The sequence below is a fragment of the Pseudarthrobacter sp. SORGH_AS 212 genome (assembly GCF_030818145.1).
In the GTDB taxonomy this organism is placed as follows: domain Bacteria; phylum Actinomycetota; class Actinomycetes; order Actinomycetales; family Micrococcaceae; genus Arthrobacter.
Genome location: NZ_JAUTAA010000001.1, coordinates 3,790,824 through 3,805,142, shown reverse-complemented (window position 1 = coordinate 3,805,142; position 14,319 = coordinate 3,790,824). Strand labels below are relative to the sequence as shown.

General features: G+C 67.2%; 13 protein-coding genes and 1 pseudogene. 3 read left to right on the top strand and 11 right to left on the bottom strand.

What is annotated here, in order from left to right:
• Positions 1 to 31 precede the first annotated feature (31 nt).
• Both QE394_RS17450 and clpS read right to left on the bottom strand, forming a co-directional pair.
• Positions 32 to 598, bottom strand: coding sequence for a DUF2017 domain-containing protein (locus QE394_RS17450; RefSeq protein WP_056085203.1), 567 nt, complete (start codon positions 596 to 598; stop codon positions 32 to 34).
• A complete protein-coding gene (gene clpS / locus QE394_RS17445) occupies positions 591 to 953 on the bottom strand; it encodes an ATP-dependent Clp protease adapter ClpS (protein WP_056085202.1) in 363 nt (120 codons plus the stop codon). The genes QE394_RS17450 and clpS overlap by 8 nt, the downstream gene beginning before the upstream one ends.
• A 38-nt stretch (positions 954 to 991) precedes the next feature.
• On the opposite strand from clpS, the gene QE394_RS17440 reads away from it, so the two are divergent.
• Both QE394_RS17440 and QE394_RS17435 read left to right on the top strand, forming a co-directional pair.
• On the top strand, positions 992 to 2,320 hold the full coding sequence (locus QE394_RS17440; RefSeq protein ID WP_349035147.1) for a nicotinate phosphoribosyltransferase: 1,329 nt from the start codon (positions 992 to 994) through the stop codon (positions 2,318 to 2,320).
• Positions 2,321 to 2,329: 9 nt separating this feature from the next.
• On the top strand, positions 2,330 to 2,953 hold the full coding sequence (locus QE394_RS17435; RefSeq protein ID WP_349035146.1) for an isochorismatase family protein: 624 nt from the start codon (positions 2,330 to 2,332) through the stop codon (positions 2,951 to 2,953).
• 61 nt (positions 2,954 to 3,014) lie between these two features.
• Here QE394_RS17435 and QE394_RS17430 read toward each other — a convergent pair whose 3' ends face one another.
• The 9 genes and pseudogenes from QE394_RS17430 to QE394_RS17390 form a co-directional block, all read right to left on the bottom strand.
• Positions 3,015 to 4,796 carry a DEAD/DEAH box helicase gene (locus tag QE394_RS17430; protein ID WP_056085197.1) on the bottom strand — a complete coding sequence of 594 codons (1,782 nt, stop codon included), beginning with the start codon at positions 4,794 to 4,796 and terminating at the stop codon, positions 3,015 to 3,017.
• Positions 4,796 to 5,137 (bottom strand): DUF3039 domain-containing protein, encoded by a 342-nt coding sequence (locus tag QE394_RS17425; protein ID WP_015937500.1) that lies wholly within the window; start codon positions 5,135 to 5,137, stop codon positions 4,796 to 4,798. The genes QE394_RS17430 and QE394_RS17425 overlap by 1 nt, the downstream gene beginning before the upstream one ends.
• Before the next feature lie 131 nt (positions 5,138 to 5,268).
• Positions 5,269 to 6,048, bottom strand: coding sequence for a glucosamine-6-phosphate deaminase (gene nagB, locus QE394_RS17420; RefSeq protein ID WP_056085195.1), 780 nt, complete (start codon positions 6,046 to 6,048; stop codon positions 5,269 to 5,271).
• Positions 6,049 to 6,075: 27 nt separating this feature from the next.
• Positions 6,076 to 7,648, bottom strand: a pseudogene (locus QE394_RS17415) (transporter).
• Complete coding sequence (locus QE394_RS17410; RefSeq protein ID WP_056085191.1) at positions 7,630 to 8,448, bottom strand: ABC transporter ATP-binding protein; 819 nt, start codon at positions 8,446 to 8,448, stop codon at positions 7,630 to 7,632. The pseudogene QE394_RS17415 and the gene QE394_RS17410 overlap by 19 nt, the downstream one beginning before the upstream one ends.
• A gap of 88 nt (positions 8,449 to 8,536) precedes the next feature.
• On the bottom strand, positions 8,537 to 8,878 hold the full coding sequence (locus QE394_RS17405; protein WP_200937944.1) for a DUF3253 domain-containing protein: 342 nt from the start codon (positions 8,876 to 8,878) through the stop codon (positions 8,537 to 8,539).
• A gap of 11 nt (positions 8,879 to 8,889) precedes the next feature.
• Complete coding sequence (locus QE394_RS17400) at positions 8,890 to 9,987, bottom strand: NADH:flavin oxidoreductase/NADH oxidase (RefSeq protein ID WP_349035145.1); 1,098 nt, start codon at positions 9,985 to 9,987, stop codon at positions 8,890 to 8,892.
• On the bottom strand, positions 9,987 to 10,997 hold the full coding sequence (locus tag QE394_RS17395) for a tetratricopeptide repeat protein (protein WP_056085187.1): 1,011 nt from the start codon (positions 10,995 to 10,997) through the stop codon (positions 9,987 to 9,989). The genes QE394_RS17400 and QE394_RS17395 overlap by 1 nt, the downstream gene beginning before the upstream one ends.
• Before the next feature lie 69 nt (positions 10,998 to 11,066).
• Positions 11,067 to 12,770: a hypothetical protein gene (locus QE394_RS17390; protein WP_261619542.1), complete on the bottom strand. Its 1,704-nt coding sequence runs from the start codon at positions 12,768 to 12,770 to the stop codon at positions 11,067 to 11,069.
• Between the two features lie 202 nt (positions 12,771 to 12,972).
• Between QE394_RS17390 and QE394_RS17385 the strand changes: the two genes are divergently transcribed.
• Positions 12,973 to 14,283: an AI-2E family transporter gene (locus tag QE394_RS17385; protein ID WP_056085182.1), complete on the top strand. Its 1,311-nt coding sequence runs from the start codon at positions 12,973 to 12,975 to the stop codon at positions 14,281 to 14,283.
• Positions 14,284 to 14,319 lie beyond the last annotated feature (36 nt).

Here is a 14,319-nt window from a genome sequence, read left to right as displayed (position 1 = left end):
CAGGCCCGGCTGCCAGCGTGGCGGCGGCCGCTCACCGGCGGGTTTCCATCGACTGCAGCATGGCCTGCACCAGTGATTCCTGCAGCCAGGTGGTGAAGTTGTAGACCAGCGCCAGGTAGCTTTCCACGTCTTCGGCCTGGGACCAGTCCTGCATCAGGTGGACGTGTTCGGCATCCTGTTCGTCGCGGATGTCCAGCCGTTCGGCCAGCACCAGGCGGACGTCGTTCAGCGCGGCGGACCAGTGCTTCGCGCCCTCGGTGGTCAGGACGATCTCGTCCTTGTCCAGGTCCAGCGCCGCGGCCCGCAACGCTCCGATCTTGGTTTCCCGCAGCGAGCGCTCGGTGAGCTGGCGGAACTCCAGCGAGGCGGCGCCGTCGTCCTTGACCACGTTCGGCAGCAACCGCCTGACCGCACGGTCGGTGGGCTCCACCACGTCCATGTCCAGCCCGATAAGTGCCGCCAGCGGGTCCTGGCCTTCGCGTTCCTCCGGCTGCAGCATGGAGATGACATCGGCAATCAGGCTCCGCAGGAGTTCGCGCTCGGTTGGTTCCAGGAATCCGGTGATGCCCTTGAGTCCGTACTTGAATGCCTTAGCCACGTTTCCCCTTGCCCTGGCCGGAGTTGCCGGACGTGCCGCTTGCCTTTTCCACGGTGGCCCACAGCCCGAAGCCGTGCATGGCCACCGCGTGGCGCTCCACCTGTTCCTTGCTGCCGTGCGTCACGATGGACCGGCCCTTCTTGTGGACCTCCATCATGAGCTTGTTCGCCTTGGTCTCCGAATATCCGAAATAGCTTTGGAAAACGTAGCTGACGTAGCTCATGAGGTTGACGGGATCGTTCCAGATCACCAGGTTCCAGGGGATGTCCGGGGCGGCCAGGGTGTCTGTGGACTCCGCTGTTCCGGTCCGGGTGCCCTCCTGCGTGTCAGGGCCGGGCGCAACGCTAATGGTCATCTGTCCATTCTATGGGGCTGGCTACTAGAGTGATTTTCGTGAGTACCTCTGCCGGCTGGGACCATCCCCGCACGTCCTTTTATACAGACCACTACGAGCTGACCATGCTGCAGGCTTCGCTCCATTCCGGCGCGGCCCACCGCAAGTCGGTGTTCGAGGCCTTTGCCCGGCGGCTCCCGGACGGCCGCAGGTACGGCATCGTGGCAGGCACGGGCCGGCTGCTGGAGGGCATCGCCAACTTCCGCTTCGGGAAGGCGGAGCTGGATTTCCTGGCCCGCACCAAGGTGGTGGATGACACCACGCTGGAGTACCTGGCCTCCTACCGGTTCTCCGGTGACATCTGGGGCTACGCGGAGGGTGAGGCCTACTTCCCCAATTCCCCCATCCTGATCGTCGAGGGTACGTTCGCCGAAGCCTGCATGCTGGAGACGTACATCCTGTCCGTCCTCAACCACGACAGCGCCATCGCTTCTGCCGCGTCGCGCATGGTCAGCGCGGCCGGCGGCCGCCCCTGCATTGAGATGGGATCGCGGCGCACCCACGAGGAAGCGGCTGCTTCGGCCGCGCGTGCCGCCGTGATCGCCGGCTTCGGCAGCACCTCCAACCTTGAGGCCGGCATCCGGTACGGCATCAAGACGGTGGGCACCGCCGCGCACTCGTTTACGCTGCTTCATGACACCGAACGCGAAGCCTTCGAGGCGCAGATCGCTTCCCTCGGCGAGGGCACCTCCCTCCTGGTGGACACGTACGACGTCGAACAGGCCGTCCGCACGGCCGTGGACATTGCCGGTCCCCGGCTGGGTGCAGTGCGGTTGGACTCGGGTGACCTCGTGGCCCAGGCCCAGTGGGTCCGCCGGCTCCTGGACGACCTCGGCAACGAGAACACCAAGATCATGGTCACGTCCGATCTCGACGAGTACGCCATCGCCGCCCTGCAGTCCGCTCCGGTGGACGCCTACGGTGTGGGCACGTCGCTGGTCACCGGTTCCGGCGCCCCCACCGCCAGCATGGTCTACAAGCTGGTCAGCCGGACGGGCGATGACGGCGCGTATGTGTCCGTGGCCAAGGCCGCCAAGAACAAGGCCAGCGTGGGCGGGCGCAAGTATGCGCTGCGCAAGCTGGACAGCCGTGGAACGGCAACGGCGGAGGTGGTGGGCGTGGGCCACCGCCCTGAAGACGACGGGAACGACCGCGTCCTGCTGCAGCAGTTCATGAAAAACGGCGAGCTCCTCCCGGGGTGGACCGGGCACGAAGGAGTAGTGCGGGCGGCCCGGCGGCACGCCGATTCCATGGCCGAACTGCCGCCGGTGGTCAACCGGCTGCAGCGCGGCGAGGCAGCAATCCCCACCATCTATGAAGAGAACTGAGGAGGACTGATGTCACGCGCACTGATTATTGTCGACGTCCAGAACGACTTCTGCGAGGGCGGCTCACTTGCCGTTGACGGCGGCGCTGCCGTGGCAGGCGCCATCAGCGAATACGTCGACGCCCACCACAACGAGTTCGACCACATTGTCGCCACCCAGGACTGGCACATCGATCCGGGCGGACACTTTTCCGAAACCCCTGATTTCAAGGACAGCTGGCCGGCGCATTGCGTCGCGGGAACCCGCGGGGCGGACCTCCATCGGGACCTGGACACCGAATACATCGAGGCGTACTTCCGGAAGGGCCAATACGCTGCCGCGTACTCGGGCTTCGAGGGACTGCTGGCACCCGAGGACGCGGTCCCCACCGGGGAGCGCCAGGCCGGTTCAGCAGCAGACGCCCTTGAGACCGACGGGGACGCCGTTGGCCTCGACGACTGGCTGCAAAGCCATGACGTCGAGGACGTTGTGGTGGTTGGGATCGCCACCGACTACTGCGTGCTGGCCACCTCACTCGACGCCGTCCAGGCAGGATACTCGGTCACCGTGGTCCGTTCCCTCACGGCAGGCATTGCTGAGGACCTTGAAGAATCCGTCGCAGAGATGGAACTCGGCGGCGTGGACGTCGCCTGAAAGCAGGAACCAAGAGGAATGGCCGGGCCTTAGGGCCCGGCCATTCCTCTTGGCACAGCGGCTACTTGCGGCCGACGAACCAGTCCTGAAGCTTCCGCAACCGCGCCTGCAGCTGTTCCTCGTTGGCCTGGGCCACCGCGGGACCGCCGCAGACGGTGCGCAGCTTCGTGTGCACCATGCCGTGCGGAGTGCCGGTCCGGGCAGCCCATGCCGCCACATTCTTCGCAAGCTCGTTCCGCAGGTCCATCAGCATCCTGTGGTCCGGTACCGCGGGGATGACGGTTTCCGCCGCTGCCGGCCCCTTCCGGTTTTTCCGGTTCAGCTGCTCATGCTGGCGCTGCCGCAACAGCGTGCCCACCTGCTCAGCGTCCAGGAGCCCGGGAATGCCCAGGAAGTCCATCTCGTCGTCGGACCCTACCTCGCCGCCGGTGCCGAACTCGCCGCCGTCGAACAGGACCCTGTCGAAGGACGCCTGCGAGTCCAGCGCCTCGAACTTGCCCTTGGTGAGGCTGTCCGAGGCTTTGTCCTCCCGGTTGGCCTCGGCCATCAGCGAGTCCTCGGGGTTGAACAGGCCGTCGCCGTCTTCTTTCTCCGGCCGGTCCAGGGCGTGGTCCCGCTCCATTTCCATGGAGTTGGCCAGCGCCATCAGCGTGGGGACGGACGGCAGGAACACCGAGGCAGTTTCGCCTCGCTTGCGGGCACGCACGAAACGCCCCACAGCCTGGGCAAAGAACAGCGGCGTGGACGTTGAGGTTGCGTACACACCAACGGACAGACGCGGCACGTCAACGCCTTCGGACACCATCCGGACAGCCACCATCCACCGCTTTTCGCTGGCGGTAAACTCCTCGATCTTGCTCGAGGCCTTGGCGTCGTCGGAGAGGATCACCGTGGGCGACTCCCCCGTGATCCGCTTCAGCTGCCCGGCGTAGGCCCGGGCGTCCTCGTGGTCCGTGGCGATCACCAGGCCGCCGGCGTCGGGCACCGTGCGGCGCACCTCGCTGAGCCGCCTGTCCGCTCCGGCGAGGACGGCGGGGATCCACTCACCGGCCGGGTTCAGTGCGGTCCGCCAGGCGTGCGAAGTGATGTCTTTCGTGACGGCAGCCTCGCCCAGCGACGCCGCCATCTCCTCGCCGGCACTGGTACGCCAGCGCATCTGGCCCGAATACGCCATGAACATGACGGGCCGGACCACATGGTCCCGCAGGGCGTTGCCATAGCCGTAGGTGTAATCAGCCCGGGAGCGGCGGATGCCGTCGCGGTCCTCGGCGTATTCCACGAACGGGATGGGCGAGGTGTCCGAACGGAACGGTGTTCCGGTCAGCGCGAGCCGGCGGATCGCGGGGTCGAAGGCCTCCCGCAGCCCGTCGCCCCAGGACAGGGCCTCGCCACCGTGGTGGATCTCGTCCAGGATCACCAGGGTGCGGGCGGCCTCGGTCTTGGCGCGGTGCAGCATCGGTTTGCTGGCCACCTGGGCGTACGTGACGGCGACACCGATGAATCCGCGGCCGTGCTGGCCGTCCGAGTTCTTGAAGTTGGGGTCAATCGCGATGCCCACCTTGGCCGCGGCGTCAGCCCACTGCCGTTTGAGGTGGTCGGTGGGCGCCACGATGGTCACACGGTTTACCGCGCCGGAATCGATGAGCGTTGAGGCGATGCGCAGGGCGAAGGTGGTCTTACCGGCGCCGGGCGTTGCGACCGCGAGGAAATCCCGGGGGCTTTTGGCCAGGTAGAGGTCAAGTGCTTCCTGCTGCCAGGCACGGAGTTTCGGGGCGGTTCCCCAGGCTGCGCGTTCCGGATAGGCCGGGGGCAGGGTGGGGCCGCCAAAGAGCGTCTCCGTCACTACTTGTTGCTGCCTGAGTCCCCTCCGGGACCCTTGCCGCCGTCATTGCCCGGGCGGAGCCCTTCGTAGACCTCTTTGCACGTGGGGCACACAGGGAACTTCTTCGGATCCCGGCCCGGCGTCCAGACCTTGCCGCACAGCGCGATGACGGGCTCACCGCTCAGCGCCGACTCCATGATCTTTTCCTTGCGGACGTAGTGCGAAAAGCGCTCCCGGTCCCCCGGTTCGACCTCCTGGCGCAGTTCTTCGCGCTCAATGGTGGCCGTGGACGTTCCAGCCCCGGAAAGCTCGCGCATCGGGTCGTTTTCGAGAGGGTCCGTCATGCTAGTCATGCCAACCATCTTAGCCTTTCCGGCAGTGCTGCGTCCGACGGCGGCGCGGCGCCCGGGGGCAGGGCCGCGGGGGCAGGACGCACCCCGGCGATGCCCGCCGTCGTACGTTCCCGGGACGCGCCCGCGTGCCGGAGGTGCCGCTAAATGCCCTGCCAGGAGGGCTTGTTGTCATAGGTATGCCGGTAGAAATCGGCGAGTTTCAGGGCCGAAGCGGCGGCCTCGTCCACCAGGACGGTGGCATGCGGGTGGAACTGCAGGACCGAGGCCGGGCAGATCGCAGCAACGGGGCCCTCCACGAAGTCCCGGACCGCCTGTGCCTTCTGGGCTCCGGTTGCGATCAGGATCACGTGCCGGGCGTCCATGATGGTGCCCAGGCCCTGCGTGATCACATGGTGCGGAACGTCGGCCAGGCTGGTGAAGAACCGCGCGTTGTCCTTGCGGGTCTGTTCGATCAGGCTCTTGATCCGGGTGCGCGAGGCGAAGGAGGAACCGGGCTCGTTGAACCCAATGTGACCGTCGGTCCCAACGCCCAGCAGCTGCAGGTCCACGCCCCCGGCCGAGGCGATGGCGGCTTCATAGGCATCGCAGGCTGCCGGGATGTCGGCGGCGGAGCCGTCCGGCGAATGGACGTTGGCGGGGTCGATATTGATCCGGTCGGTGAATTCGCGGCGGATTACGTTCCGGTATTGCTCCGGGTGCCCTTCCGGAAGTCCCACGTATTCATCCAAGGCGAAGCCTGACGCACGGCTGAAATCCAGCCCTGCTGCATGGCGCCCGGCCAGTTCCTCGTAGACGGGCAGGGGCGAGGAGCCGGTGGCCAGCCCCAGCACAGCGTCCGGTTTGCGCCGCAACAGCTGTTCGATGGCGTCAGCCGCAAGCTTCCCGATGGGACGGCTGCCGCCAAGGATTACAACTTCCACGTCAAGCCGTCCTTCGGAGGTGGTGGATCAACGGTTCACAGTGAGCTGGGCCAGCATTTCCGGACCGCGGGCTTCCAGCCAGCGGCCGCCAATCCTGACGCCCACCACAAAAAAGTACCAGCCCCAGGGCCAGGCCTACGCCAAGGTTCAGCCACCCGAAGAACGGATTCCCGGTGACGCTCTGCACGATGAGCAGCGCGGCCTCCGGAATGACCAGGAGGGCCAGCACCCCCATGCCGCCGAACTGCACCAGCATGGTCTGGCCAACATTTCCCGGTGGCTTCTTGAACGGGCTGTCACCCGGCAGCGGAACGGCGATGTTGTACCGGGCGGACACCACCGATGACAGTCCCAGCCCGCTGAGCAGCATGCCCAGCGACAGGCCCAGCACGCCCGGCAACCACTCCCAGGACCCGGTGAAGGCAAACGGCACCACCGTGAACGCCAGCACCACCGGGACGGAAAGGATCAGGCACGCCAGTGCCCGGCCCAGGCGGTCTGCGGTGCCCCGGACCCCGGTGGCCAGGTGGAGGGCGAAGGCGGTGTTGTCGTAAGAAATGTCGGCCGAAATGGACCAGGCCATAAGGAAAGCCGTGAGCGGCCCGAGCACCGAAAGTACGCCCAGGCTGTCGCCCTGGCTGGCCTGGAAGAACAGCACCACGGCCAGCAGCGGAATGACAATAAGCGATCCGCCGTAGCGGGGGTCCCGCAGCCAGTACGTGAGTGAACGGGCGGCTACGGCTCCGGTGGGCGTTGGCGGCAGCAGGGCGAACATTCCCAGCTTTCCGCCCTTCCGGCTCCCACCGCCTGCGTAGGGAGGGTTGACCAGCGCACGCTCCAGGAGGACTTTCCAGCACCAGGTAAGGCCCGCCAGCGTTGCGGCGGCAATCAGCAGTTTCAGGCCGGCGGCGCCGGGTTGCCCGGCGTCAACATCTCCGCCCAGGGACCAGGCCGCACCCAGCGGTGTCCAGGCAAGGGCACGGGCGAAGTCCGGCAGGAACCCCGCGGAAGCGGTAATCCCCTGTGCCACGCCTGCCACGATGGGTCCCAGCAAAATCAGCGGAATCATGAAGACCACGCCGCTGATGTCCTTGAAGCGCCGGGACGAGGCGAGGCTGGCCGTAGCCGTGGTCACTACCTTGGACAGGAGAATGCAGGTCAGGATTCCCAGGACGGCCCCCACAAGTGCGGCGCCGGCCGAAAGGATGCCCCGTGACCAGGTTGCCACGGTGGCGAGGCCCACCAGAGCGGTGGCCACCCCGGGGATCCCAATCAGGCCGCCCAGTGCGAGGCCGGCCAGCAGCTGCCGCATGGGGACAGCGAAGGTGGTGAACCGCAACGGGTCCAGGGTCATGTCGGCAGAGGATACTGCCACCGGGATGAGCCCCCACCCAAGAATGGCGAGCGATCCGCCCAGCACCACGGCAGTCTGTGCAATTTCGTGGCTTTCGCGGCCCAGCATGATCAGCGCCACAACCAGCGCCCCCACGATTCCCACGGCATAGAGGGCGCCGAAGGCGATACCCACGATCTGCCACGGGCTGCGCTTGAGTCCGTTGCGCAGCAGTGTCAGCTTGAGCCTTAGGAGGTGCGCAACCATTCCAGCCCTTCCGTGTGGCTTCGGCCGCCCACCAGCTGGACGAACCGGTCTTCCAGGGAGGCCCCGGCGCGTACTTCGTCAACGGTTCCGGCGGCCAGCAGGCGGCCACCGGCCACCACTGCCACGTGGTCGCACATGCGCTGCACCAGGTCCATCACATGGCTGGAGACAATGACTGTCCCGCCCGAGGCGACGTAGCTGTCCAGGATTGACCGGATGTTCGATGCCGAGACCGGGTCCACAGCTTCAAAGGGTTCATCGAGGACCAGGAGCCGCGGGGCGTGGATCAATGCGGAGGCAAGGGCGATCTTCTTGGTCATGCCGGCCGAGTAGTCCACCACCAGGGTGCCGGCGTCCTGGGCCAGGTCCATGGCAGCGAGCAGCTCGCCCACCCGGGAAGCCACCACCCCGCGGTCCATGCCACGCAGCAGCCCGGCATAGGTGATGAGCTGTTCTCCGGTGAGGCGGTCGAAGAGCCGGACGCCGTCCGGGAGGATGCCCATCAGCCGTTTGGCCTCCAGTGGATTCGCCCACACATCCACGCCATGCACCAGGGCTGTGCCGAAGTCCGGGCGGAGAAGCCCCGTCGCCATCGACAGGGTGGTGGTCTTGCCGGCGCCGTTGGGACCCACGATGCCGTAGAAGGAGCCGGCCGGGACATCGAGGCTGATTCCGTCGACGGCGATCTTGGTGCCAAAACGCTTGGCCAGCCCCCGGATGGAAAGGGCCGGAACGGCCCCGCCCGGGGGTGGGCCGGCAGGGGTGGGTGGAAGCGCCGGGTGCGGTTGCGGAGCAGTCATGAAGCCAGACTAGCCCGCGGGTGCCGCCCCTGGGGTCCTCCCGGAGGAGTAGCGACAAAGGCGTACGACGGCGTCCGCGGACGGGCCCCTAACGGACCTTGCGGATGCGGATGGGGCCCTTGGCAGTGGCCGGATCCACCACGGAACCGCCTTGGGTGACTTCGGCGTCGCCAGCGTCAACCAGCCGGCGGGCGGCTTGGCGGACCGGCTCCATCAGAGCCCGCCAGTGCTCCCCGCCCACGGCGCGGGCGGCATCGGACGGGCAAATGGTGGACGTGGCTGCCCGGGCGGCCAGCAGCTTCAGGATGGCAGCCTCCAGCTCCCGGCCCGTGGGCTCGGAGGGGGAAGAGCCTGACGCGGAGTTGCCCGACGGGACGGCGCCGCGGGGTGCTGCGTCATCGGATGGTTTCGGACCGGACTGCCCGTTCAAGGACTGTCTCCTCAGAACGAGCGCCGCGGAATGGCGCGCTCATACTGCGGAACCCAGGGCAGGTCATGGCCCAGCTCGAAGGCCGCCCGAAGCCACCAGTGCGGGTCGCGGAGCGCCGCCCTGGCAATCAGCACCGCATCCGCCTGGCCTGTGGCCACGGCATGCTCCGCCTGCCCGGCGGAGGTCAGGAGTCCCACGGTGCCAGTGGGCACTCCGGCTTCCTCCCGGATGGCGGCGGCGAAACCGGTCTGGTAACCCGGTCCCACGGTGATTTCCTGATGGGCCACCGCTCCCCCGCTGGAAACGTCGATCAGGTCCACGCCATGCTCCGCGGCCTCGCGCGCCAGGCGGACAGACTCCGGCAGGCCGATACCGCCCGGCGCCCAGTCGCTGGCGGAAATCCGCAGCAGGAGCGGCATCGAGTCCGGGATGGCGGCCCGGACGGCATCGATGACGGCGAGCATCAGGCGGTTCCGCCGCTTCTCGTCGCCGCCCCATTCGTCGTCACGGGTGTTGCTCAAGGGGCTCTGGAACTGGTGCAGCAGGTAGCCGTGGGCGCCGTGGATCTCCACTGTGTCGAAGCCGGCGTCGACCGCCCGCGCCGCAGCAGTTGCGAAATCCGCGATCACTGCCTGGATCTGGTTCCCGGTCATGGCCGCGGGAACGTCATACCCCTCGAAGGCGAGCGCCGACGGGCCCACCGTGGTCCAGCCGCCCTCGGCTTCGGGCACGGTCCCGCGCCTGCCGGAAAACGGCCAGAACGTGGAGGCCTTCCGGCCGGCGTGGGCCAACTGGACGCCGATCCTGGCCCCGCCGGTACCGTGCTGGTGAACGAACGTGGTGATCCGCCGCCAGGCCTGCACCTGATCGTCGTTCCAGATGCCTGCGTCGCGCGGGCTGATGCGGCCTTCGGGGTTCACGGCTGCTGCCTCGGTGAGGATCAGCGCGGCCCCGCCGGCGGCAAAGGAGCCCAAATGCATCAGGTGCCAGTCGTTGGGAACTCCCGGGCCGGCGTCGGGGTCGCAGCTGTACTGGCACATGGGCGATACCCAGCCCCGGTGCGGCAGTTCCAGCGACCTCAACTTCAGCGGCTCAAAGAGCGCCGGCACTAGAAGAGCACCCTCGCCAGGGCCTGGCGCGCCTTGGCCACGCGTTCGTCCGAGGCTCCTACGACGTCGAACAGCTCCAGCAGCCGCACCCGTGCGGTCTCGCGCTCCGGGCCGAAGTTCCGGCCGATGAACGCCACCACGCGGTTCAGCCCATCTTCCACATGGCCCCCGGCGACATCCAGGTCCGCGACTCCCAGCTGCGCTTCAATGTTGTCCGGCTCGTTGGCTGCGAGGGCCCGGACGGCTTCGCTGTCCTGGGCGGACACCACCTGGAGCCTGGCCATCAGCTCCACCTGTGCCAGGCCGGCCTTGGCCTCATGATCGGACGGCATCTCGTTAAGGGCCTGCCGGTACGCTTCGGCTGCTGACTCATAGTCCCCGGCCTCGATGGCGTCGTACGCGGCCTGGTGCAGCGGCGGCAAGGGCGCTTCTTCCGGTTCGCCGCCGTCCCCGGCGTTCAGGCTGCCGGTGACACCGTTGGCGGCGGCAACTTTCAGCAGCTCGTCGAAGAGGCTCCGAACCTGCTCTTCCTCGGCATGGCCCTGGAAGAGGGGAACCGGCTGCCCCTTCAGGACGGCCACTGCGGTGGGCACGGCCTGGACCTGGAAGGCCTGGGCAAGCTGCGGGAACGCTTCGATGTCCGCGGCGCCCAGGACCAGCCGGCCGCCGTAGCCGGCCACCACACGGTCAAGGACCTCAAGGGCCGCAGCGGATTCCGGGGAGTACGGAGCCCACAGGGCAAAGACCACAGGCACCTGCGCGGAGAGCTCCACGAGCTGCTGGAAGTTCTGCTCCGTCACGTCGACCCTCAGCTCGGGGCCATTTCCGGGCCCGCCCGGCGCACCGGCAGCCGGGGTGCCCGCCGGGCCGTCAAGTGCCGGCGGGGCCGCTGACGGCGACGGCGACGGAGCGGCGGGGCGTTGCTTCAGGCTGGAAAGGTCGACGGCGCCGCGCAGGTTAAGCAGGTTGGCAGCGGCCGGAGGGACTGGACGGGAAGCAGGCGAACTCATGCTTCCCACTCTAGCCACTGCGGCCGCTGCCGGTGGTACTGCGGTAATGGGACTACTTGGTGCGGGCGGTTACTTGAAGCTGGCGCCCACGAGCCCGCGGGTTGCTGCCACAAGCTTCATGGGGTCGGAGGAACCAGCCGGCGGCACATAGACCGCTACCGACTCGGCGAAGCTCAGGACCATGCCGGTGGTGGTTTCCTTGCCTCCGGCCAGGGCTGCAGCGTCGTCACCAATGGAGAGCTTGTCCCCGGCGGCCTTCGGGGTTCCTTCGAAGCCAAAGTTGATGCGGCCCAGCACCAGTGCGCCGCCATCTTCGGTGCGGAACACCACTGTGCCTTCGGGGACCACCTTGTGGGTGAACGAGAAGTTCCCGTTTTCGCCGGCCTTGACCACTTCGGCCTGGTAGGACAGGGTGTCGGCAATGTACGGCGAGGATTCGCCTTCCACGATCTTGTCCTTGAACGCCGAATCGGCATTGCTAAGCCGGTCGGCCAGGCCCGACAGGGCCTCTTCTCCCGTGTACAGCAGGCCGGTCTTGTCCTTCGCTTCCACGGTTTCGGTGCCATTCCGGCTGATGGCGGGGAACGTGGTGCCCGGCTGGAGCGGCGTGGTCTCCATCAGCTTGTAGTTTTCCCGCGGCGACTTCTGGACGAGGGTCAGCAGCTGGGGAACCACGTTGCCGTCGCCCTGGGAAACGGCGAGGACCGAGCGCGGCCATCCGCGGTCCGTGGTGACCGCCGTCGTCAGGAGCTTGGTGGAACGGACCGGCATGCGGGCCTCATATGAGCCCACCTGCGAGCGGATCTTGTAGTTCGAGGTACGGACTTCCAGCTCCGTGCCGCCCACCCGGTCGGCCAGCTTGGCAGCATCCTTGGCGGCGTCGCCGGCGTCGGCGGCACTGGATACCTGCTCCAGGATGCGGCGGAACTGCACGTCCAGCAGGACGGGAGCGGCGTTGCCGCCCTGGGCGGCCGGCGCGGAGGCCGAGCCTGTGGGCGCGGGGGCAGGCGACGTAGCGGCGGTGGCGGCAGTTCCTGTGCCGGCGAGCACCGCGGCTGCCACGCCGGCGGCCGCCATGGTGACCCTGGAGGAGGTGCGGGCCTGCTTGCGGGCACGGGCACGCTGGGCGAATCCGCTGCCCTCGCCGTCGCCGTCACCGTCGCGCCGGCGGGCAGAGAGCACTGCGAGGACAATTCCGCCAAGGATGAGCAGTGCGCCGAGGACCATCAGCGGGATGGCCCAGGGGGTGGCGGTGTCGTTGGGGAAGGTCATCGAGACCGTCGCGGGAGCAGCCTTTGTTCCGTCGGCGGCCAGCAGCAACGTCCAGTCGCCGTCTGCAGGAGGGGTCCAGGAGTACTCGAGCTCACCGCTGGCATTCTCCGTGGTGACCCAAAGGTCGGATCCTGCAGGGTTGGGTGCCGCAGCCTCGCCGTCGGTGTGTTCAACCTGCAGGGACTTGCCGTCCTCCGACGTTCCCGTGATGGTGTTGTGGGCAGCGGTGCCCACCCAGGCCTCGACGTCGTCGGGCCGGCCCGCGGCGAGCATGAAATTGCCGTCGCCCTGCACATCGATCTTGACGGTTCCGCCGTGGAGTGTCCGCAGCTTCTGGTCGAAGACGGTCAGCGGAGCTGCCGCAGTGTCGGCCGGCGCGGACGCCGTAAAGGTCTCGGAAGGGGCCCAGATGGTCTTCTGGCCGATACCGGCCAGAAGTGTCAGGAGGCCGAGCAGCACAAGTGCGGCTGCAGTCTTTAAACGCAAGGGAACACCTATCATCAGCGGGGTTTAGCTTCAATAGTAACCATTTTGTTACCACGAGCCCCAGTTCAGGCCCGTTTAATCGCATTTCGGCTCACCGCGCAAAGCGTCGCCGCGGGGCTCCTCCGCAGGTGTTGACAAGCCTGCTGATAGTGTTTGCGATGATCATCACACCGGCCCGCCAAGGCGGTGCCATGCACGGAACAGGCGCCAAAAACCAGTGACTGACAAGACGGACGGGTCCTCCCAGGCAGCAGGCGATCCACGGGACGTTGGGCCGTCGCCCTCGGTCCCCCAGGATTCCGGAACTGCCGGCCGGAAGGGCGCCGCCGCAGCAGCGCTGGGTTTCCTCGCCCGCCGCCTCCGGCAGCCGCTTCCCGGCGCGCAGCCGCGGCTCCGCTTCGAGATGCCGCCGGAATACTCCCAGCAGGACCAGACCACCGAGGACCCCGACGGCGTAGCGCGTCCCCAGTTCGGCGCGCCCGGGCCACGGATGTCCCCGCAGCACCCGCTCTACATGGGCTTCATGGGGACAGTCGGCGTCGGTGTGGCGCTGCTGGTCTACTGGATCGGGTCCCACACCACCCAACTTCTCCTGTGGATCGTTGCGGCGCTCTTCATCGCGCTGGGCCTGGAGCCTGTGGTCAAGTGGCTCGAGAACCGGAAGATCCCCCGGCCGGCCGGAATCCTGATGTCAGTCTCGGTGCTGGTTATCGCCGTCGTGGGCTTCTTTGCCACCCTGATTCCCACGATCATTCAGCAGGTCACCGAAATAGTGGAGCAGGCGCCCACGTGGGTGCGCGACTTCATGAATTCGGACCTTTTCCGCACCCTTGATGACCAGTTCGGTGTCCGGGACCGGATCGCCGAAGAGCTGAATAAGTTCGTCAACGATCCCAACGCCGTGGGCGGAATCGCCGGCGGCGTCGTGGGGTTCGGCTCCACGGTGGCCAATGGCCTCTTCGGTGCCCTGATTGTCCTGGTGCTGAGCCTCTACTTCCTGGCCGCCCTGCCGGCGATGAAGAAATGGGGTTACCGGCTGGCACCGCGTTCCCGCCGGCACCGGGTGGAGGCGTTGTCGGACGCTATCACCAAGTCCGTGGGCAACTACGTCATCGGCCAGGCCTGCGTTGCGCTGCTCAATGCCACCTTTGCCTTCATCGTTATGTCGATCGTGGGTATCCCGTTCGCCCTGCTGCTCGCGTTCGTGGTGGCATTGCTTGCCTTCATCCCGCTGGTGGGTGCCATGATCGCCGGAGTCGTCGTGGTCCTGATCGCCCTGACGGTGGGCTGGCAGACGGCCGCCATCTACGCCATCTGCTACTTTGCCTACCTCCAGTTCGAGGCCTACTTCATCTCGCCGCGCATCATGCAGAAGGCTGTGGCCGTTCCCGGTGCCGTCGCCGTCATATCAGTGATCGCCGGCGGCAGCCTGCTGGGGGTCCTCGGCGCACTCATCGCGATTCCCACCGCGGCTGCCATCCTGTTGCTGATCAAGGAGATCTACATCGTCCGGCAGGACCAGCACTAGCCTGACAACCGCAGGGATGCCCTATTAAGGGACGGG